17 protein-coding genes are annotated in these 22,456 nt (G+C 47.7%); 3 read left to right on the top strand and 14 right to left on the bottom strand.

Annotated elements, in window-relative coordinates:
* Positions 1–173 precede the first annotated feature (173 nt).
* Both ACY2VW_RS07070 and ACY2VW_RS07065 read right to left on the bottom strand, forming a co-directional pair.
* Positions 174–1,943, bottom strand: a complete 1,770-nt coding sequence (locus ACY2VW_RS07070) for a peptidase domain-containing ABC transporter (RefSeq protein ID WP_461877564.1) — start codon at positions 1,941–1,943, stop codon at positions 174–176.
* Complete coding sequence (locus ACY2VW_RS07065; protein ID WP_461877563.1) at positions 1,940–3,124, bottom strand: PqqD family protein; 1,185 nt, start codon at positions 3,122–3,124, stop codon at positions 1,940–1,942. The genes ACY2VW_RS07070 and ACY2VW_RS07065 overlap by 4 nt, the downstream gene beginning before the upstream one ends.
* 82 nt (positions 3,125–3,206) lie before the next feature.
* Here ACY2VW_RS07065 and ACY2VW_RS07060 point away from each other — a divergent pair, with 82 nt between their 5' ends.
* Entirely contained in the window at positions 3,207–3,644 is a 438-nt protein-coding gene (locus tag ACY2VW_RS07060; protein ID WP_461877562.1) for a S24/S26 family peptidase, read from the top strand.
* Between the two features lie 12 nt (positions 3,645–3,656).
* On the opposite strand, the gene ACY2VW_RS07055 is transcribed toward ACY2VW_RS07060, so the two are convergent.
* Positions 3,657–5,177, bottom strand: coding sequence for a lipopolysaccharide biosynthesis protein (locus ACY2VW_RS07055; RefSeq protein WP_461877561.1), 1,521 nt, complete (start codon positions 5,175–5,177; stop codon positions 3,657–3,659).
* 121 nt (positions 5,178–5,298) lie between these two features.
* Here ACY2VW_RS07055 and ACY2VW_RS07050 point away from each other — a divergent pair, with 121 nt between their 5' ends.
* On the top strand, positions 5,299–6,705 hold the full coding sequence (locus ACY2VW_RS07050; RefSeq protein ID WP_461877560.1) for a DUF4832 domain-containing protein: 1,407 nt from the start codon (positions 5,299–5,301) through the stop codon (positions 6,703–6,705).
* Here the strand turns inward: ACY2VW_RS07050 and ACY2VW_RS07045 are convergent.
* Genes ACY2VW_RS07045 through ACY2VW_RS06995 form a run of 11 tightly spaced genes read right to left on the bottom strand, consistent with a single transcriptional unit; the run spans position 6,669 to position 21,057 of the window.
* Positions 6,669–7,994: a DUF4832 domain-containing protein gene (locus ACY2VW_RS07045; RefSeq protein WP_461877559.1), complete on the bottom strand. Its 1,326-nt coding sequence runs from the start codon at positions 7,992–7,994 to the stop codon at positions 6,669–6,671. The genes ACY2VW_RS07050 and ACY2VW_RS07045 overlap by 37 nt on opposite strands.
* Positions 7,942–8,757, bottom strand: coding sequence for a glycosyltransferase family 2 protein (locus tag ACY2VW_RS07040; protein ID WP_461877558.1), 816 nt, complete (start codon positions 8,755–8,757; stop codon positions 7,942–7,944). The genes ACY2VW_RS07045 and ACY2VW_RS07040 overlap by 53 nt, the downstream gene beginning before the upstream one ends.
* A gap of 10 nt (positions 8,758–8,767) precedes the next feature.
* Positions 8,768–9,970 (bottom strand): glycosyltransferase, encoded by a 1,203-nt coding sequence (locus tag ACY2VW_RS07035; protein WP_461877557.1) that lies wholly within the window; start codon positions 9,968–9,970, stop codon positions 8,768–8,770.
* A gap of 23 nt (positions 9,971–9,993) precedes the next feature.
* The gene (locus ACY2VW_RS07030) at positions 9,994–10,377 is read right to left on the bottom strand and encodes a DUF2304 family protein (protein WP_461877556.1); all 384 of its coding nucleotides are present in this window, start codon (positions 10,375–10,377) and stop codon (positions 9,994–9,996) included.
* A complete protein-coding gene (gene pelG, locus ACY2VW_RS07025; protein WP_461877554.1) occupies positions 10,378–11,844 on the bottom strand; it encodes an exopolysaccharide Pel transporter PelG in 1,467 nt (488 codons plus the stop codon).
* Between the two features lie 33 nt (positions 11,845–11,877).
* Complete coding sequence (gene pelF, locus ACY2VW_RS07020) at positions 11,878–13,341, bottom strand: GT4 family glycosyltransferase PelF (RefSeq protein WP_461877553.1); 1,464 nt, start codon at positions 13,339–13,341, stop codon at positions 11,878–11,880.
* Positions 13,338–15,206, bottom strand: a complete 1,869-nt coding sequence (locus ACY2VW_RS07015; RefSeq protein WP_461877552.1) for a DUF2194 domain-containing protein — start codon at positions 15,204–15,206, stop codon at positions 13,338–13,340. Before ACY2VW_RS07015 ends, pelF begins: the two co-directional genes overlap by 4 nt.
* 2 nt (positions 15,207–15,208) lie before the next feature.
* Complete coding sequence (locus ACY2VW_RS07010; protein ID WP_461877550.1) at positions 15,209–17,593, bottom strand: hypothetical protein; 2,385 nt, start codon at positions 17,591–17,593, stop codon at positions 15,209–15,211.
* A 37-nt stretch (positions 17,594–17,630) separates the two neighbouring features.
* Complete coding sequence (locus tag ACY2VW_RS07005) at positions 17,631–18,584, bottom strand: hypothetical protein (RefSeq protein WP_461877549.1); 954 nt, start codon at positions 18,582–18,584, stop codon at positions 17,631–17,633.
* On the bottom strand, positions 18,581–20,764 hold the full coding sequence (locus ACY2VW_RS07000) for an NAD-dependent epimerase/dehydratase family protein (RefSeq protein WP_461877548.1): 2,184 nt from the start codon (positions 20,762–20,764) through the stop codon (positions 18,581–18,583). The genes ACY2VW_RS07005 and ACY2VW_RS07000 overlap by 4 nt, the downstream gene beginning before the upstream one ends.
* Positions 20,765–20,793: 29 nt before the next feature.
* Positions 20,794–21,057 carry a PqqD family protein gene (locus ACY2VW_RS06995; protein ID WP_461877546.1) on the bottom strand — a complete coding sequence of 88 codons (264 nt, stop codon included), beginning with the start codon at positions 21,055–21,057 and terminating at the stop codon, positions 20,794–20,796.
* A 201-nt stretch (positions 21,058–21,258) separates the two neighbouring features.
* Here ACY2VW_RS06995 and ACY2VW_RS06990 point away from each other — a divergent pair, with 201 nt between their 5' ends.
* A complete protein-coding gene (locus ACY2VW_RS06990; RefSeq protein WP_461877544.1) occupies positions 21,259–22,455 on the top strand; it encodes a nucleotidyltransferase domain-containing protein in 1,197 nt (398 codons plus the stop codon).
* The last annotated feature ends 1 nt before the right edge of the window (position 22,456 follow it).

Below are 22,456 nucleotides of genomic sequence, written 5' to 3'. Positions count from 1 at the left end.
AAGCTTCCGGCGAACTGCCGGAAAACCGGTAAAGAAGTGAAATAAAATAAGACTGGAGCAAATCTATCTCTATCATACAGGTTTGCTCCAGTTTTGTATAGGTACGGACTATCTACCGTTTACAAAAGAAAAAGCAATGAGGTTCGTCCCCATTGCTTTTTCTTTTTTTATCTTTAAAAATCCTTCTCCATCTCCGCGATCTCCGTTTCACCCAGCACTTCGCACTTCTTATCCCGGATCGCATACACTCTCGTACAGATCCCAAGTACCGTCGGCCGGTGTGTCGTTACAATACAGGTTCGCGGATACGTATCCGTCATAATATTTTTCAGCACCTTCCGCTCTGTCGCCACATCGAGCGCTGAGGTCGCCTCATCCAGCAGCAGAATCGGTGATTTTCGAAGCAGTGCACGTGCAATCGAAAGACGCTGCGCCTGTCCTTCTGAAAATCCGCCGCCGCGTTCTTTTATCATACTCTCAATGCCATCCGGCAGCTTTTCCACAAACTCCCAGGCACATGCCAGTTTTAACGCCTCCACAATCTCTTCATCCGTGGCTTCCGGCTTCACATTGCGCATATTCTCTGCAATCGTTCCGGAAAACATTGTATTTCCCTGCGGCACATAGGAAAACAGCTTTCTTGTGGACGGCGACAGCGTAATCCGCTGTGACCGGTCTTCTCCTGCACCGACCCAGGCTTCTCCCTCCTGTGCACGCAGCAAAGATAAAATCAAACGCAGCATGGTCGTTTTTCCCTCACCGGACGGCCCAACCAGTGCAATGATTTCATGCGGCCATGCCTCCAGCGAAGCTTTCGAAAATACTTCGGTTCCTGTGTGATACGTATAGCTCAGATCTTTCATTTCCAGTCCGATACCGCCGGACTGATACTTTTTCGCAAACTGTTCCACTTCTCCGTCCGCGCTGTAGTCCTCCTGCTGCATCTCCACAATATCCATCAGACGGCCAGCTGAAATGCCAAGTGAAATCGCCGACGGTACAAGGCTCACCAGCGAGTTGACGGAACCGGTCAGCGTACCGGACAAAGACAGGAACATTGTCATCGTACCATAAGATATCGCTCCGCTCCAGACACGGTAAATTCCCCAGCCGTAACAGCTGTAAGAAACGATGTAACTGATCAGGGTCATCAGAATGGAGGTCGCCATCGACATTTTCTGAAAATCGAGGCGCATCTTAATGTATTCCTTCTGCAAGCCTTTCAGGCGGTCCACATAGAAACGAATCATATCGAATGCCTTGATCGTCTGAATATTGGAAAATGCCTCCTGGTTAAAGCCGTACAGCTTCGCACTCATCTGTGCACTCCGCTGGTTATTCTTCGTCATCCGGCGCAGCAGCGGACGCGAAAGCAGCGCACTGAACGGAATGCCGAGCAGCGCAAAGACTGCGAACGTTGGATCGTAATGAACTACGATTGCCAGTGCACTGATAAACTTTACGGTATAAATCACGAGGTTCGGCAGCCAGTTTAAGATGCCGCTTGAAATATTTGATGCATCAGAACTCCAGCGTGTCACCAGGTCACCGGTATGATATGCTGTCAGTGACTCCCAGTCCGTCACCAGAATTTTTGCGAAGATATCGTTCTGAATTTCACGGTCTACTTTCAGATTAATCATCGTGGACGCATAATTAGATGCCTGTGAAATCAATGTGTTTCCAAACGAAAATCCAATCATCATGGCAAACGTCTGCACCAGTTTTCCAGTCTGATGACCCGTGATGATATCGACAAGATCTTTGGAAATCACACTGGATGCCAGAGAGACGCCGGTTCCGAAGATGCCCAGCACCGTATAGAAAATCATGGCTTTCCAGTATCTTCTGGCATACTGACAGATCCACAGAAATTCTTTCCACATCTTCTGCAGCATATCCGCCTGAAGGTACTTTCCTGCTTTCTGCCGAAACTCCGTCATCTTCCTGCCTCCTGCACCTTTTTTTCATCATCCGTAATTTTCTGATGCATAACCTCCGCAGCCGTATCATTTTTCGTGCAGCGCAGGAAATAAACCGGCTTTTCCTCCGCAATTGCTTCGGCAAATTTCAGATTTTTTACCATCAGTTCCGCGGTCCACGGCGGAGAAATCATGCGCTGCATGACGCGGAGCGTTTTCTGTTCTTTTTTCAGAGAGACAATCTCTTCCACTGCCGCTTTTTCCAACAGTATAATACCACCGAGTTCTTTTTTCTCTGTTGTAAAGATCTCCGACGTTCCGCACCATGGAATGCCGTAAACCCAAAAGTGGTTTCCTTCTTTTCCAATCAGGTTCAGATCCCCGTTCAGATACGGTGTGTTAAACAGCTTTTTCCAGAGTGCTGTGTGTGTGGATTTTCCCATACCGGACGGGCCGGAAAACAGCCATGCTTTTTCAAGATACAACAGCGATGCTGAGTGCAGTGCAAACATGCCTTTTCTCTGTGCCAGAAATAAAAATACCGGGCGGATTGCCAGAAAAAGAGAATCCTGCTCCTCCTCTTTCATCGGACGGCGGTAATATATCCGCGCATAACTGCCGTCCTCTTTCATCCAGATTTCATAAATATTTTCCAGTGCATCAAACCGAAGAACGTATCCTTCCTCCCAGGTGCAGACCGTCAAGTCCTTATTTCGGATCAGAAGGGTTCCATTCTGATGACTCTCCGGCATCCGTTCTGCCAGTTCCAATGTGAGATCCGGCATTTTCTTTCCCGAATTATCATCTGCAGAACGAAATGCGCCAAGCTGTTTCGGAATACATCCTTTTGCTCCATACACTGCAATTTCCAGTCCGGCAATTTCCAGCCTGCCTTCACACGTTCCGACGGGGCATCCCAGTTCCCGGCGCACAGCTCCGAACGCGATCAGTTCCTGTACAAAAGCCGCAATATCTTTTGCCAGTTCCTCCTGCCCGCCCTCTGGAATTTCATAATACGCTGCTGTTTTTGCCGCCAGCTCCTCCATCGTCTGCGGCTGCTCCAGTGCCTCCCACAGCACCAGTGCTGTCTCATTCAGCTCCATCCCCCGCTTCTGATCTGCAATTTTCTGTCCATAAGGCAGAAGATGATACGTGTTTCCAATTTTCTGCAGCAGATATCCTTCCTGCCTTCTGATTCTCATTGTTTTCGTTCCTTTCTGTCTTTTCGCTCCGAAAAAGAAATGATATAATAAACATATCTTTTTCAGAACGGAGTTTTTTATCATGTATACTTACGATATTGAACAGCTTTTAAAAGATGGTTCCGCCATCCAGCTGAAACCACAGGGCTACAGTATGTATCCGCTTTTTCATCCCGGACGGGATGAAGCCATCATTGAAGCGTATCCCATTGATCAGCTCCGCCGCGGCGATGTGATTCTCTACCGCCGCGATCAGGGAATCCTTGTTCTTCACCGGATCTGCCGTATTACTTCTGACGGCTTCTATCTGGTCGGGGACAATCAGACCGAGATCGAAGGACCGCTCCGTCCAGATCAAATCCGTGGAAAGATGACCGGCATTGTACGCGGCGGAAAATCCTTTTCTGTCTCCCATCCGCTTTATCGAGTGCTTTCTTCACTCTGGCTTTTCCTGCGTCCCATCCGTCCGCTGTTCTGGCGTACTGCGGCACTTTTCCGCAAAATTCTGCAAAAAAGTTAAAAATGCCTTTTCTTATCTTCTCATTCCGCGTACCATCCGGACGATGCTCTGAAGTCTCCATCCTCTTCCGAAGAATACGGCATCCAGTGCCAGCGGTACCAGAATGCAGAGAAGAAAGCAGATACAAAACAGCACCATACCGCCGTTTCCATAAACAATTGGGACTACTTTCTGCATCAGTGCAACCTCCGCAGCCATCACTGTAAGGTACTCTCCCAGATCTCTTGCATAGCGCAGGGCTTCTTCCCGCATCTGCAGGAAATCACGGAAAAAGATAATATAACGATAGCAGATCTGCAGCAGGTAGGAAACCAGAGTTCCGAGAAGAACACCTGTCATCCCATATGGTTTCACAAGCGCAAGCGATACAACAAGATTCAGAATCGCACTCGATGCACCAACATTTTTTTCTTTCTCAAACAGGCCTGTTACGCCCATCACCATGTTGAGCGGAAGCCCCATAATTCTCACCATCAGAACCACAATACAAAGTACCGCAGTTCCCCAGCCAAGTTCATAGGACGGCCCGAGCCAGATGTCACGCACAAACGGTGTAATCAGGGAAAACAGTCCCACTGCAACGACAGAAGAAATGCAGAAAAATGCAAACGTAATCTGCCGCAGGATCTCATAGTTTCTGCGGTAATTTTTCTCTGTAAAATAGTCCCCGATGGTTGGCTGAATGGTATTTGCCAGAATCGTAAGAATGTTGATGATCGCCTGTGTGATCATACTGTAGTTTGCGTATCTTCCTACAGTAGCAACTCCAATAAATCCGGAAATAATCAGATTATCCGTACAGTTCAGCATCTTCTCTGAAACTCTGGAGATAAACAGACTTTTCAGATCCTTCATAATCCTGCTGGTAAGGTGCGGCGAGCTTTTCTCTTTTCGCATTTCATGCAGAAACGGATATTTCTTTTCCACATACCAGCTGATCCAGAGATTCAGCAGTACCTCGACTACAATATTAAAGGCAAGCGCTGTCAGATAACGCTGTGTATAGGTAACCAGAAGGATAATCGCCCCATAACTGGTAATATTCAAAATCAGGCCGGCTATACTTGCTATATACTCTTTCTGATCCGCAATCAGGAGCGATTTCCGGTATGTCAGCAGATATGACAGCACCGTTCGAAGCAGCCACATCGCATACAGGGTACGAATGTAGGTGAGAGGATAGCTGTTGTTTTTCATGAACAGATGAATAAACGGCAGCAGTACCATTCCGGCTGCAAAAATGATGACAGCGAAGATATGGTATGCTTTCCGGTAGAGATTCATCAGTGAGGCAATCTCATGCTCATCCTTCCTTGCAATCGCTCCATACAGGTGATAGACAATCGCCGTCGAAATGCCAAGCTCTGTCACAGAAAGAATGTTGATGACGTTGGAAATAACACCATTCATGCCAACCAGTTCTGCGCCCATATACAAATTCATCGCTCTCTGACTGAAAACCCCCAGAATCAGGAGTGCAAACTGCGAAACCATGCTGAAAAAGCTGTTTCGAAATAGATTTTTAATTCGCATGCTGTCCTCCTCCGTCTTTTTTTATCTTTGCTATTTTCTGCTGTTTTCATAGATTTTGCAATCTCGAAATGGTATGATACTGATATTACCTGTTTTTATGAAAGGATATTTATCAAATTTTATGAAAAAAAGACCGCTTTCCCGCATTTTGTTTTTTCTTCTGCTCCTGCTGTTTCTCGTACTGTTTGCGTTCCTTGGCATCCGCACTTTTTATCATGCTGCTTACACACCCGAAACATGTACGGAGACTGTTGAAGAATTATCCAATCCCTATATCGGATTTTATCACATGTATGGATATGTCCCCGGCAGCGATACACTCTCCAATCTTCCCTCCGATGATAATTCTGATCCGGAAGAAGCGCCGGGTCTTGTCATGCTGGAACTGAATCTGCGGCAGTTTTCCAATGAAGATCTCTCTGACCTGGCACTCTCGCAGATTGATACAATTCTGTCCGCCTGGCAGAAACATGGAGCTCAGGTGATTCTGCGTTTTCTTTACGACTGGGATGGCGAAGCCACCGCAACTGAGCCGCAGAATCTCGAACAGATTCTGCGTCATATGGATCAGGCAGCAGACATTGTGAACCGCTACACAGACTGTGTTTTTCTGATGCAGGGTATTTTTGTCGGAAACTGCGGGGAAATGAATAACTCCAACTACATGTCCGATGAAAATTGTACCGTCCTGATGCAGCATCTGTCCAGCGTAATTAACCCATCAATTTTTCTGTCGGTCCGCACCCCGGTGCAGCGGAGAAAAATTCTGGATTCCATGGAACTTCCTTCGGCAGAAACCGCCTTTGACGGCTCTCTTTCTTCCCGGCTCGGTCTTTTTAATGATGGAATGCTGGGAACCGCGAACGACACCGGCACCTACGGGGAGACATCTGCTTCCGCCGATACTTACCGCTCTGCATGGGTGCGCGAAGATGAACTTGCATTTCAGAATACGCTCTGCAATTTTGTCCCGAATGGCGGAGAAGTAATTCTTGATAATCCTTTCAACGACCTTGATCGTGCCATTTCCGATCTGACGCAGATGCATGTTTCCTACTTAAATTCAGAGCATGATCTGGCCGTTCTGAATAAATGGAAAAATACGGTTTATGATGATGAAGCCTCCATTTTTCATGGCATCTCCGGCTATGATTATATCGGCCGTCATCTCGGCTACCGCTACGTAATACGCGGCACCAGCCTGGATCGTTCTTCGTTGACCATTCAGCTGGAAAATGTCGGATTCTCTGTCAATTACCGCAGGATGGATCTGCTGCTTACGCTGGTTTCCGATACCGGAGAAGTTTTGTCTTATCCGCTTTCCGATGACTCCAGATTCTGGACACCGGGAAACAGTACAGAACTTTCCGTTTCACTTCCTTTGCGTGAACTGGAAAAGGGAACTTACACCGTGTATTTTCAGATGACCGATCCATCTCTGCAGCGGGAAATTATGATTGCCAATACGTTTTCCCACAGTGAATACGGATTTCAGCTCGGTACTTTTGAACTGGAAAAGCTGATGTGATACGTTCCCAGCAGCACACGTCCGGATTCCGTCTCCTGGTTGGCAAACAGGATCGGCCGTTGATCCCGCCTGCGGTATAATGCAAGAAACAGTCTTTGCTGTTCCGGTGCCGCAGGCAGTTTTACTGTCTGGCGGAGAATTGTTTTTTCTCCGCTGTTCCAGGATCGCGGGTCCGCGGCAATCTGGATTTTTTCGCCTGATTCCGTTTCGAGATAACAGTCTGTTTCTTCGGTCAGCTCAGCAAAACCGCGGTTTTTCAGCGTGATTTCCACCTGAGTTTTCCACACATCCTTCTCTCCTGCCGGATGCATTTCCACATTTTCCACCACAAAGCGGTAGCCAAGACGTTTTCCAATGGCGTCTGTCCCGGATATGCCGTCCACATTTTCCCGTTTCCATTGTTCCAGAAGCCGCAGATCATATGTGCTGTTCAGATACGAAACATGCATTTTTTCCAGATCTTTGATCGCTTCCGCGGCAGAAATATTCTGTTTTCCGTCCACACTCTGTACTGCCTCGCCGCCGCAGAAATGGCCGCGCATTGCCGTATTCTGCCAGGCGAGCTCTGCTTCACGGCTCTGCGGTTCCTGCCCCGGTGTCTCCATGGCAAAGGTACCGTATGTGCCAAGATCGGTTTCCGATCCGAAAATTCCATCATTATACAGATTCAGATGTTCTTTTTCTTCCTCATTCCAGTCTTTCGTAAGCTCCCGCCACTGGGAGGGTCTGCGCACTGCCAAAGGACATGTGCCGTCAAGTGCATTCAGCATCGTATGGGTCAGTGTCTGGAATCCGCCCGGTGTCAGATACCGGGAGCCATGCATTTCTCCCCAGTTCCCAATCAGGATTCCCTGTACAGCATAGATAACCTCCGAAAATTCCCGGATCACTCCGCCAAGCTGCCGCATATGTTCCTGCACTGTTTTGATGCTGCCCGGCTCGTGCTCCAGTCCTTTTCCCTCCAGATCATAAGCGAACCGAAGGATCATTCCCCTTTTTTTACCCCGGAAAAATACGAGGATTTTTCGAATCCACTCCATTGATTCCTGCGGGATCGCGCCGGATGCAAACGCTCCGATGCCGATCCGCAGAAGCACGAGCTCCTCGTCCTCACAAGTAACATACAATGGCTCGTCTGTTTTTGCCGCATCAAACGTATACAGATGATACCATCCGCAGCCCGGATTTCGCACCGCCATGCTGCATTCCGCAAAATCCGCCAGGCAGAAGGTGAAGTTATCCGTTGTTTGCTGTCCCCTCAGAAGGCTTTTCAGTTTTTCTTTCCACATCTTTTCGTCCTGCTCCCGCATCCATTTTTAAAACCTTACACCGGAAAATTACGGCCAGCACGCTGTAAAACATGCGCATCATATACCAGATGGGTTTCAGTCCGGAGTGCATGCTTTTTCCCGAGGTCCGTATGTGCATGACTGCCGGAATTTCGACCACCTTGAAATCGAGCAGCATCATCTGCGTGATCATATTGGTGTCCGGGTATTTATCATCAAAATGATTATACTGGGAATAGTACAGCACCGCTTTGCGGCTGAGTCCCTGCAGTCCCGTCGTCGGATCTGCGATCCATCTTCCCGTCGCGATATGCAGCATACGCCGAAACAGGTGGAAGGCCAGTTTTTTCGCAAAACCCACATGAAACTCTGCACTTCCATCCATAAAGCGGGAGCCCAGCACGATATCCGGTGTTCTTCCGTCCTCATCTTTTTCTTTCAGTCTTTCATAAATCTTTCGAATATTGCATACATCATGCTGGCCATCCGCATCCATCTGGATCACGTACTGGTACCCACGGCGAATGGCATATTTATAGCCAAGCTGCAGTCCGCTTCCATAACCAAGATTAAAGACATGTGTTACTACCGCATAACCGCGCTGTTTTGCCATCCAGTTTGTGTTATCCGAGGATGCATCATTCATAACCAGTACATCGACAATATCGGAGATCTCCGGCTGTGCCAGCTGGTTCATCACTTTTCCTATGTTTTTTTCTTCGTTGTATGCCGGAATAATCAGCAGTACCTCTTTTTGTCCCATATTTCCCGCCTCATTTCATCAGATCCAGCAGCCGCTGAATGTCCTCTGTCTGTCCGTTCGCTTTCTGTTTTGCTGCCGCAGCAAGCCGATTCTTTTTTTCAGGATCATCAATTAATTCCTCTATCTTTTCTGCAATGCCCTCCGGTGTCAGCGGGCAGAGCAGACCATCAACGCCATCTTCCATCTGCTCCCTGTTTCCGGCGCAGTCCGATGCAATCACAGCACAGCCAAGCATCTGTGCTTCCTGAATGGCAATGCTTTTTCCCTCAAACCGCGTCGCATGCACATAGAGATCGCACTGTGCATAGTAGGGAAATGGATTTTCTTTCATTCCAAGCAGTACAAAATCCGCCTGCAGACCCAGCTCTGCAATTTGTTTTTCGAGTGCTTTCCGCTCGGCCCCCTCGCCGATAATATACCACCGCGCCTGATAACCGGCATCTTTAATCTGTCTCATCGCCTGAACGGCAATATCATACGCTTTCTGATATGCCAGTCTCCCGACCGTCAGAATACGGACACCGTCATAGGAATCTGAAAAACCGCCCGGCTTTTTCGCCTCGCGCTCAATTCTTTCGCTGTCTATTATATTATGGAAAATCTGAACTTTTTTCTCATACTCCGGATAAAATTCCAGAAAATGGCGACGAGTCTCTTTCGAAACAGTGTAAATCACATCCATTTTTTCATAACAACCACGGTCCATTTCCCGTGTATAGCCCGAATCGCCGTAAGCAATATGAACAAATGCAGCTTTTTTCTTTGCATTTACGTGATCTGCAACGTAATATGTCGAACCTCCCTCCAGATAGGCAACTGCCAGATCAAACTTTTCATCAAACCGGTCCGCGCCATCAGAAACCACACGCCAGAGCAGTTTGTCTGGTTGGATTTTTCCCGTCTTTTTCATCACGCACAGATTTTTAATTATGTAAGCAATCTTTTCCCTGGTATGTCCATTTCGGAACAGTGCCGCCAACGATGTAAGCAGCATTTTCTGCCGTCCCGCACTGGAAAGTACAGAATCGGTACAGATTTTCTTATTTTTTACATGAATCTTCTGCGGTACCTTTGAGATCATTTCTCCCTGTCCTAAAAGCACATACAAAGAAATCTCATATTCATCCACATCGAGATAGTTCAGAAGTTCGATGAGTGCTGTCTCTGCTCCTGCCCGTCCAAGTGTATTTATCACAAACAATATTTTTTTCATGTATCTTTTCCGCCTGACTTGTTTTATAACTCTCTGGTGCTCTTTCCCGTCAATTTTTCCAATTCCTGCAAAATCCTTTCATTCTCCTGATTTAAAAGCGAAACCTGTATTGCAAGTTCCTGATTTTTCATAATCAGTGAAGAAATTTGTATCGTCATCTGATAAACACCCCATAATACCAGAAATGCAGTTATAAGAAGCACCACAAGACTTCCAAGACTTAATCGGCGGCTCCATCCGGAAAACTTCGGAACTGCACCGCTTAAAATTGCAGCTATACCAAGCAGTTCCCAGGTAACCGCCAGATTTACTGTCAGTTTCTTTTCCGCATGCAGCACAAATGTGATCGCCATAATTCCAATTCCAACCAGAATAACACAAAACTTTACAATCGCAGCCGTACTCATTTACATTTCCTCCTTCTGTTCCTCTTTGTCTGCTCTCTGGTAAACCATACCGGACGGCCGTTTTCCTTTTCCGCGCCGGATCAGATTGCCGCGGCAGAAAACGTGTGCATCCATATTTTTCTCGACCCAGCGCAGTCTCGCAAACGCCATGCTCCAGCCGGCAAATGCGCCCGCTATGACTCCCGCACCGTACCAGATCACCGGCAGATGTGTCGCAATGATGCTTCCGATCCAGGTAACGAGGCAGAACACAATCGCCGTCAGGATTGCGCCAGTCAGATCGTCGAAATAATACAGAAAAATGATTTCCGCATACATGAGAAACAGAATAAAATATCCAACCGCAAGGGACGGATAAATTTTCAGGGTCATGCCGGAAAATCCTTTTCTTGGTAATAGAATAACACAAATCAGATAAACTACAACAGAAATAATAAACTGAAGGCGCGCAAGTGTCATCAATTCACTGGAAAGCTGGCGGAACATACGCTTCTTCGCATTATCAATATCCGCGCCCCTTCCTCCGATGACCGCCTCGGAATACAGTTTATATTTCTCATGGAAACGCATTTCGACGCGCGCAATGAAAATGATCGACGCGGAAATATTCGTAAACATGGCAAGGCAGGAAGCCATATCGTACGGCTGATTGCAGACGAAAGTCTTCACGAGTTCCATGCGCATGTCGGTTGTCCAGAATACAAAGTTGTGAATATACAGTCCCAGAATATACAGGAAATTCGTAAAAATGAGTTTCCAGTATTTTTTGAAATACTGCAGCACCGGCCAGTAACGGTTGCTGTTTTTAACGAAATACCGACGGATCAGCGCATTTTCCAATGTCGCCGTCACAAAGAACCCGACGGTCAGCGAAAACAGCATACTGCGGGTGGTCTCCCACTTCACAATGAAATGCAGAATCAGAGCAAGAACAAACGCAACTAGCATTCCAAAGAAGAAATACTGTGAGATTCTCTGATAATCCTTACAGATGGAAAGGTAAATCATCGAATAGAAAACCAGTACGAGACTGATGTAGCCGCAAAATCCACAGAACACATACGCAGTCGACACTTTTCCGACGAAATGCTCCCATAGACAGAACGGTATGCCTGCCAGACAGCTTAAACCGATGTTCAGAATCATTCCAATATGGTAACACGGAAGGATATCCTGATACCGCTCCTCGTAAATCACGTCCGACATATAGCGGGACAACACCGCGTTGAATGGTGATGCTGTCAGTAAGGAAAAAATAAAGATATAGAGAATCGTACAGGAGAACAGCTCACGCGTGGCATATCCAACGCTGGAAAACTCAAGCAGATACTCCATTAAGATCAGATTGATGATAATAACCATCATCGGCGCGATTGTTACTACGGTACTGTATAAAAATCCAATCAGGTCTGTCGTAATTGTGTTTTTTTCAAAAATCCGGTTCAGACGAACTCCTATTCCTGCCATGTTTTCTGCCCCTTTCCACTCGTGGTGCTGTATTTATTCGTGTGTTTCCGGCAGTTTTACCGGTTCTTCTTTCCACTCCAGACCCATCTGTTCTGCAAAATCGTGGTAAATATCCCAGTATGTTTTCTGCATATATTCCACGCGGTACTTCTGCATCACGCGGCGGTAACCGATCTCGCCCATTTCAAGACGTCTTTTCTCACTTGCAGCCATATCCAGCATCGCCTGCGCAATTTCTTCAATATTCATGATGTGCGTGACAATTCCAGCCGCACCAAAATCATCGCTTTCACCATAAATTAAGCCATAGCAATTTCCGACATCCGTCGCAATGACCGGCTTATGTGCTGCATAGCTCTCAAGGATCGTCAACGGCTGACCTTCACTGATGCTGGTGAGGATGGTTACATCCATGCGTCCAAGATAATCGCGGATATTAATTCTTCCAGTGAATACCACATCCGCAATTTCCATATCGGACACAAGTTGAAAGCATTCTTCCGCATACTCGCGGTCCTCTTCCCACGGTCCCATGATCCAGAGCTTCAGACGGCTGTCACGTTCTTTTGCAAAGGCGAATGCCTGAATCATCGTTTTCACGTCTTTGATCGGCGTGACACGAAGGACCGCACCGATATTGATCTTGCCCTCATCCTCCTCTGTTTTTTCCGGAATGTTCTGAAGATTTTCCACGCGGATTCCGTTCGGTGTTACCATGGTTTTTTCCACCGGGCATCCAAGTTCAATCTGCAGTTCACGGGCATGCTCAAACAGAGATGTGATCAATGTTCCTTCGTTATAGGCCAGCTTTGACATTTTTCGGAACTGATCGATCCAGATGTTTTTGTAGATTCCTGCAACCCATTTCGCTTTGATCAGTTCTTCCTCTCGCTCACGGGTATAGATTCCATGCTCGGAAATCAGAAGACGGCTGCCGTAGAAATGCTTTGCCATAGCCCCAAGCACGCCGGCATAACCGGTTGCAACGCAGTGATAGAGATCTGCTTTGGGGAGCTCGGTCTGCATTGTAAGGAACAGCGGCAGATAGATCGAGCGCATTGTCCATAAAAAGTCTGAGAATACGATCTGGCTGTATTTCAGATTATAGCAGTCTCTTACGGCATTCAGGAAGTCCTCTCCCATCAAAAGACCGTTCAGAGAAATATTTTCTTTCTGGAACAAATCAAACAGGACATTCCACTCGATATCCTGATCGAGAATCAGGCTTCGAAGCGCCTGGTACTGCTCTTTTTTCAGGCGGTGCCGGTACATTTTCTTGCTTCCGCCCCAGTCTACATCATCAAGATACAGTTCGTAGACGGCAGAGACATTTTTCGGCAGTTCATACGCATACTTTCCGCGCTGTGAACGATTCGCCGCAATCGCAAGAATAATAAATTCCGTTTCCGGAAACAGCTGGATCAGACTGTGCACCCAGCTCGAAACGCCGCCCACCACAAAGGGGTAACAGCCTTCTGCTACAATACAGACTTTCATTTGTTTTTCGCCCCTTTCTCGTAATAATAGCGGTGATCCGCCGCACCAAGTGTGATGGTGACTTCGCTCTTTTCGGCTCGGATCAGCCATGCAGAATCTTCCAGCTGTTCTGCGGTTCCGCCGGTGACCTTCTCGACACTTTCATTGTGTGTCCGGATTACATAATAGGCCGTTTTCTCTGTTCCCGTGGTCTTTAAGGTGATCGTATCATCCTCTCTTTCATCCTCGTAACGGGAGTTCAGAAAAGTACGGATTCTCGAATCACAGTCGGAAACGGTGGTTCCGTCAAAGCCGGAAAATGGCTGCCAGTAGGTTCCAACATTGGAAGCAAATTCTTTCACGATTTTTTCCCAGCGGTCATTCTCTGTTTTCGGATAAATCACTTTGTTCAGATCCAGTTCAACGCTGGCATAGCCGAGTGCACTTTCAATGCTCTTCATTTTCATCCAGGAACGGTACGTAAATTGATCGGTATCTTCTGTGACAATTTTCTGCCGCGTCGTCTGTTTGTCCAGATATCCGACAAGATCGCCCTCTGTATCCTGATCGGTGACTACTGTGCGGACATTCTGCAGAATGGACTGCTGCAGTGCGTTCTGTATTTCTTTCTCACTTAAGTTTCCGCTGTAAAAAGAAGAAAACTGAAAATCGGAAAGATTGTTCTTCATAAATTCCTGATCTTCTGTCAGTTTTTCTTTTAAGACTGTTTCGGATTCTGTAAAACCGGAAAGTCCCATTTCTCCTTTTTCTTCGTTGAGCAGTTTCGCATAATAGTTCAGCAGACTGCCGTCCGGCTCTGCCGGATTGTCATAGTCCAGTTTCGGCGCTGTCATACAGGTAAGGCCAAAGTGGTTTTTTTCGTAAATGGATGCAATCGACGGCCAGATAATATCACGGTTCACGCCTTTCGTTCCGTTTCCGTAGATTTCCTGCATCTCATTCGTATTTTCTTCCGCAAGAGACGGAAAGTTCTGCATAATGAGGTTCTGTGCATTGACAACCGGATAGATCAGATAGTTTCTCGTTTCATAGAGCATTCCCGTCAGCAGTCCCAGTCCGACTTCGTCTTCCATGTAATCTCCGTTTACCACAAACACACTGGCCGTCTCAAAATTTTTTCTCCAGATCACAACAGGATAGTCCTGCGTTTTCAGTGTTTCGTCCTCCGGAAAACCCTTCATATAGGCTTTCGTTCCGTTGGCGAGCTTAAACCACGGAAAAGTGAGTTCCAGATCCTGCATTTTTTCTTCTGCTTTCTTCTCGGCCTGATAAATATTTTCTCCGCCGAGCATCAGATTGTCATACAGATCCAACCCTTTAACGGTTGTCGAATCTTCTCTTACTTCTGTAATTCCAATCAGTTCCCGCAGCTTCTGATTCTTTTTGATTACAGATACATCCGGAAGATTTGCAAACACAACGTGAATGCCCTCGTCAACACAGTCCTGCAGATCCATGACATCCTTTAAGGTGGTCCAGTCAATGCTCTCCGAATTTACGACAATTATTTCCGGCTGTACGGCACCTTTTTTCGCCATGGCCTTGTCGTATTTGCTCATGGATTTGCAGGATACCGCTTCATACTTCATATACCGGCACCACTCAGAGATAACGGCTCCCACAGAGCTGTCCATATCATTTCCAATATAGACCATCTTTCCTCTGCTGCCCTCCACGTTTACTTCCCCGGAAGTATCTTCTGCACCAAAGACGTTGCTGTTGTCTTCCAGTTCTTCTTTCTCAGCCGCATACGCATTCCTTTCATAATGGTTCAGCTTTTCCTTCGCCAGATTCAGCCCCTGAAACAAAAAGAGGACGATTGCCATAATCATTGTAATTGCTGCAAAGTTTCTGCGGGAAACCATAGTTACTCCTCCTTGTTCTCCGTTTTCGGCATCGGGTTATTGTAGCCGTAATCAATCGCAAGATTGTAAGGACTGTTGACATTCTGATTAAGCCGATAGCAGACAAAGCTGTCGGACTCATAATAAACTTCCATTTCATCCGGATACAGTTCTTTGAATTTCTGTGCCCAGTAGTAGATGTGGCTCATGGTGATCCAGCGGGATTCCTGTGTATAAGGAAGAATTCCGGAACTCCATGGAACTGGTTCTTCTGCTCCTTCTTTGGTTACTTCCTCATGACCCGTGACTCCATCCACATCCACCGGAATTTTTTCGATAAAGAAATAGACATTCTGCGTCGGAATAATAATTTCCGTATTGTTCTCCAGATTCTTCATTTCCCGCAGGAGTGTGATGATCTCATAGTGATAACCATAAAACTCTATCATTTGAAATTCATCATTGGCCGAACAGATTGTCCAGGTAAAATCTTTATTTTCCCGCAAAATGTTGGTCAGGCAGGTCATGGCTCCGTTATCTTCCAGTGCTCCGACTTTGATCGGTTCTCTTATGAGATCCTGCGATAAAACGCCTGTTACGGCCATCGCAAGTGCCAAAATGGAAGCCGCATTGCTGATCCATCGGTTCTTCCACCAGCGCACTGCCAGATACAGAACCGCATCCACGCCCAACGCCCAGGCAAAACAAACGGAATAGCAGAGAAAAATACCGCAGCGGTTGGCATCCATCAACGCCGGAAGATGAAGCAGTGAGGCACACTGCAGAGAGCACATACTAAGCAGATAAACTGACGCAGAAAGAATGGATCCCGCAAAATCATTTTCCCGCAATACCAGCATCAAAATCCCAAGAACCATTAAAGCAAGAATACTTCCCAATGTAATCTCTACAATATATGGTTTTACGTTCATGACATTAATTCGAATACTGCTTCGAATTGCCGTCAGTTTTTCCTTCAATTTCTCCGACAGCGGTTTCTGCTGTTCCTGCAATTGTCTCTCCGCTTCTTTTCGCAGTTCTTCTACCTGTGACTCGCTGAGTGCAGAACTGTTTGTGTCTTCCCCTGCTGTGCTGCCTGAAAGAGTATCTGACGCATCCGATGTTCCCCCGCTGCCTCCCATTTCACTATCTGCAGAAACGCTGGACGCATCTACCTGAGACGATATGCTCTCTGTGTCCGCATCTTCATCTTTTCCGCCTGTGATAACGCTCATGCCCCAGTACAGCGATCCCTGCAGACCCTTTCCCATGGCAACGCCGGCCGCCATCGGCAGAACAGAAATCAGAACGCTTAGAATTCCCGTAACCATGATTCTCCGGAAGTATTTCCATCTGACAAACCGAAAACAGAAGCCGGCAGCAACGCCGATGCAGAACAGTCCGGCAACCATGGTACTGTAAAAATGAATCGTCAGGGTCAGCGAAAATCCAATTGCAAACTGCACCAGATACCAGCTGCAGTTTTTGTCCAGTTCTTTTTTCTCCTCCTCCGGCGCTTTCTGTTCTTTGGCAAATTCCTGAAAGAAACGGATTGCCATACAAACGGAAGTCAGAATAAAAATCATACTGAATTCCTGCGGAAGCGCACTCTCAAAGCGTGCATACGTATTCCGGTTGAAGATATCCATCACATAAAACAGCACCCCCAGATACGGCGTAAATCTCCCCTTACACACCATCTTCAGTGCCGCAACCAGTGCCAGATATACAAAGTACGTCTGCACCACGCCGAAAATCCGCAGCAGCACATACGTCTTAATTCCAAACACCACATGAAGATAATAAATCACAATGTGGAATCCATACGGATACACGCCCGCAGCCCAGATATTGTTCCGGTCAAGTTCATTGATCCAGTAGTTGTGTACCGGGATATCACTCGCCTTGTAGCCGAACACTTTCACCATATTCGGCCCGTACACATACGTAACCGCGGCAATCGCAAATCCCAGCACCGCCAGTTCCGGCAGCACATTCATCCACTGCCTCCGTCTGCCACGGAAACACCGCTCGTAAATCATCCTCCGGATCTGCACCAGCGAGGTCTTCTTTCCCCGCTCCCCGCTCAGCAGCCGTTCGATCAGCACCAGCAGGCTTTCAACCGCCCCCGGAACCAGGCTTCTTCTCTTCCAGATCCAGACCCCAAGAAACGGTCCCGCAGTTCCGAGGATCAGCGTCACGCGATTGCTGATATGCAGAAACTGCAGCAGATACACCAGATAAATGATATAAAAATTCCCCGCAAAAAAATATCCGGTGATCTGTTCCGCAACGGAAAACCGGCGGAACCGCTTCCGGAGTATCAGCCAGGGGAGAAACAGGGTTACGATGCCATACGCAGCAACAATTTCCAGAAATTGTAAAATTGTCAGCCATTTCATTGACATCGGCCTGCTCCTCCTTTCTTAACAGTTTCAAAATTCTTCAGCTGAAAATACGTATCAGCTCCAGTGTTTCATTATCAATGATGACATCAGAGTGTTTCAGTTCATCCAGCACCTGAAAGAACTTTTCCCGCTCTCCCATCGTAAAATACAGTTTTAACCGGCATGTATACGCCGCCAGTGTGTTTCCATGCTGCTGTGCCAGTCTCTCGCACCATTTTTCGGTTTCCGGAAATTTCTTCAGATCCAGCAGTTTGATGCAGAGTCCTTCATACCGGTCGGCTGACAGCCGTGCACAGTTTTTCTGGTACAGCGACTCCGCCGCCTCTTCCAGCATATTGACATACTTCGTCTGCTCCAGCGTCGTAAAGATTTTCTGACTTAAAACACGGTTCATATAGTCGATCAGCATCTCTTCATAATCGGTCTCTGTCTCGGATTCCTGCTGCATCTGCGTGTACATTTTCTGTACATTGGCACGGAAACCGTTCAGCTCATCGCGGAGCACCGATGCGGCATAGTGGGATGTCTCGGAATCCTCGCTGTTCAGCGCCATCGTGATGGATTCCAGCGATTCCTGCATATCGCCGCGGATGACGTTCAGCATCAGCATCCGCAGATTCCGCTTATCGCTGACGGCAAGCGCCTCCTCGAGCGGCGCCATGTTGCGCTCCCGCTCCTCGTCTGCTTTCAGATGCGTCTGCACGCGGTCCTTGCTGAAAATAACGTCTTCCAGATCGACCGCCTGGCGGAAGACGGTTTTATAAAGCAGAAAACTGCACAGGAAAAATGCCGGGCCGACGACCGGACAGAGAACCATGACGATAAAACGGATGAAAAAGGCTCTCCGGTTATCGTACTGAATCTCCTCACCCTGCTCCCGTTTCAGATCGCACGCCGGAACGTACACGAAAATCCCGACCAGCAGATAGACGAGCGCAATCAGGGCATTGACGATCCACAGGATCACGAACGCCAGCGTTTCATGACTCATTGCGCTGCCACCTCCCCGTCTACAATCGTGCTTTCATAGCCTTCCTCTGCAAAACGGGAGATAACACCCCTTGCATTCTGCTCATCGGCGTTGGAGAGCAGCACGTACAATCCGCCTTCGAGCAGGCCGACGTAATCGGTCTGACGCAGTTTCTTTTCAAGAATTTCGGCCGCTTCCTTGTAATTCTCCTCACCGCACGTAACCTGCACCAGCGAGCACTCGGTCAGGCCGTTCCGCTTCGCATCAAAGAATGCATTGACCAGCTGGGTAAATGCATCCTTCTCAAGAATACTGCTGTTTTCCAGATAGCGTCGCTCATGCAGCGCTTCCAGATAACGGTTCGCACGGACAACGGCATTCTGGATCAGATAGCTGATGACGGTCAGACGGTTGGATTCCGCAAGGTTCATACGGTCCCACGGAAGACCCCACAGCATCAGGATGATCTGCATTTCATCCTCCGCATAAACGGCCTGTGCCATCAGCGGATAGCGGTCATCCATAGTTTTGTTGATATAAACGCAGTGCTCCTTCAGATCCTCGTACATATCCTCCATCTCCGGATAGCGGATGGAATTTCCCAGTTTCCGCGCCGTCGGCGATGTGAACGAAAAAAGACGCGCATATGTCCGGTTGGCGACGGTGTAGACCGCCACGTCCTCGGTGTTCATCAGTCTCGAAATCATTTGGGCCGCGTAGAAAAGCACCTCGTAGGCACCGTAGCGGTCGAGCGACGATGTGATTTCATAAATTTTTCCAAGGCTGTCCTTCTGGTTGACGAGCTGAAGTTCAAAAATCTGTTTCATCCGCACGTTGCTGTCATTGATCTCGGTCATATCGCCGAGCTGTCCGTGCAGATAGCCGATCTCTTCCTCATCATCCTTTTTGATGTGGCCGATCTGGTCACGCATATAACCGACCACCATTCCGAGGATGAAAAGCTGCGCCATCCAGATATAGGTGCTGTAGTCCATCAGCACTTCCAGACCGCTCTGGTGGTACATCTGCCGGAAACAGTAGCCAGCGGTTGCAAGCAGGGCCGAGAAAATCGCCTGCTGCTGGCCGTACACGATCGCGAACAGCAGTACATAGAGAAGATACGCATCCAGTTTTGAGAAATACTGGCTGCCGACCGCACGGTTGTTGATCATGAAAAACGGGATAAAGCAGATCAGGTTCTCGATATACGGGATCAGCATGATGAAAATCCGGCGCAGCAGCTGCACGACACGGTTGCCCCATCCGGCGCCTGTGTCTTCTCTCTGCAGGAACGAACTGCTGTATTTGCGCATGTACGTTACAACAGCTTTGACGCCTTCTTCATACGGAACGAAAATTTTCCCGTCAAATTCCTGCTGATACCGGCTTCCATCCAGTGCCAGGCGGAATCCCTCGCCGACCGTGTCATCACGGATCTCCACACCTTCGCCTGCGTTCTGCTGAATCAGTTTCGCCAGATCCATCTGTGTGATGACTTCTCCCGATGTGATGTGGTACAGCGGATACTTCGGGTGTTCCTCCATCATCACGCGGTACGCAAATTCGACGGCGTCGTTCTGGTAGATCATCGAAAACGTGTTGCGGCTGTTGGCTGCAATCTGATTTGTTTTCAGCATCTCCAGCGTCATCTGGAAACACGGATTGTTGTCTGCTTTTCCTTTCCGCGGAGTATCATACAGATGATCAAACCGCAGAATCCGTGTGTCCATCTCTCTCGTGTCGCGGTAGCTCTTGCAGATATTTTCGCCCTGCAGGATCGCCATCGCCTGAAAGCTTTTGGCGGATGCCGGTTCTGTCTCGTGAATATCCTCCATATAGGACCGGCCGTAAACTGCCTCGGAGGACAGGTAGACGAATCGTCCTTTGGGATTGAATGCGTAAGCGGACAGAAGATTGGTCAGATCCGCCGTGAAACGGACAGACTCTCTTCTTGCATCGCTCCAGTCATAGTTGGTATCATAGGCTCCGAGAAAAATCACAAGATCCGGGTTTACGTTTGAAAAGATTTCGCGGACGCTCTCGCTGTCGTACGGGAAATTGTACCGTTCAAATACGCGGCGGTACTTTCCTCTTCCATCCCGCTTTCCCGTAAGCAGATATGTTTTATGTCCGTCTTTTTCCATTTTGGTGATCAGGGCATCCATCAGTCTGCTCTCGCCACCGACCAAAAACACTACCATACTTTATCCTCTTCGTTTTCGTAGATTCCTCACTCCAGGATCCCGCAGTTCCGAAATGTTTTCAGCACCGCGCTGACATCCTCCTGCACTTCCTCCGCCGGCACATCGTAGGCTTTTCCAAGCCGCTCCGCAATCTCCTCTGCGGATGCGGCATCGCCGGTCTGCTCGTAAATAAAAGCAGCAGTTTCGCTTAGTGTGAGTACCTGATTCATTTCTTCTGTCGTCGCCCCATATGGAACCAGAACATATTCGTCTGCAAGCTGTCTGAGTACAAAATCACCTTTTCTGGTCATTTTTATCTCCATTCACTTAAGTTTTGCTTTTCTTCCTGACGGCAGGAAAAAGCAATTATACTAATAGTTTTATTATAGCTCTAACCTGTTGCATTGTAAACTTTATTTTATTTTTTATTGATATCTGTAATAAAGTTTTATTTATTTTCCATTTTATGGTATACTAAACCATATCAAACTTTTTCCCAAAAGGAGTCTCTTATGCAGCCACTTGATACCGTTTATTTACAGATTTTGAAAAATTTATGCACGGATTCGTCCGATCCGGTTCCGCTTACCGGGGTGGATCCGTCCGCTTTATACCGTCTGGCAGAAAAACACTGTTCGCTTCCGTTTCTTCTGCCGTATTTTGAACAGCAGCCGCAGTTTTCTGCCCTCAAACAGCAGACAAAGCAGATGCTGCTCTCCTATTATCAGCTCGAACATTTTACACGCCTTACTTTTTCATTCCTTCTTGCAGAGAACACTCCGTGTTTTCTCTTAAAGGGCATCAGCCTCGCCGCCAATTATCCGGTTCCCGAATACCGGAAACTGGGGGATCTGGATCTTTATATTCCGGAAAAGGATGCGTTTTCCCGCGCCTGCCGGATTCTCGAGGAGCACGGCTACGTTGAGGAGCCAGAAGACAGCGATCATCATGTCACCTACCGTTATACGTTTCCGGAGACCGGCCGCTCATTTACGCTGGAACTTCATTACCGCATCGTCGGCATCTATCAGTTTGCCCGGGCGAATGAGCTGGTAGACGAGATTTTCTCTGCCGATCACCTGAAACCGGCTTTCGCGGAATTCTACGGCCAGACGTATCCGGTGCTGCCGCCGACGGAAAATGTTTTTTACATGCTGCATCACATGCTGAAGCACTACCTCTACAGCGGCTTCGGCAGCCGGCTGCTCTGTGATTTTACGCTGTATCTGAAAAAATATGCATCCGAAGTTGATTTCGAAAAAATCCACTTCTGGTGCAGGGAATCGAAAATTTTTCACCTTTATGAGCTGATTCTGGAATCCTGCCGTATTTTTTTCGGTCTTTCTGCTTCCATTGACCCGCAGGTCCGCTGTTCTGCCGCCGACTGTGCTGTCTTTCTGGAGAAAATCCTCGCGGACGGTGATTTCGGCAGTGACACAGAACGAAAAATCGTCAGCAGCGGCTCCTACCAGCACACCGGTGTCCGTGCATGGTTCCACGAAGGCCATATTCAGATGAAGCTACGGTTTCCAAAGCTTTACAAATGCATCCTCCTCTGGCCGGTGCTGTGGGGCATCACGTTTTTCTGTTTTCTTTCCAACACATACCGTGTCCGCCGCACCACGCTGCGGCAGACACTGGCAGACTTCCGGGCGGATAATCAGAAAACCAAGCTTCTGAAAATTTTTGATAATAACGATGCTTCCTGAA

Source organism: Fusicatenibacter sp. (assembly GCF_977045365.1).
Note: the sequence above shows the minus strand (reverse complement) of the source record. Positions and strands in the feature narration are given on the sequence as shown.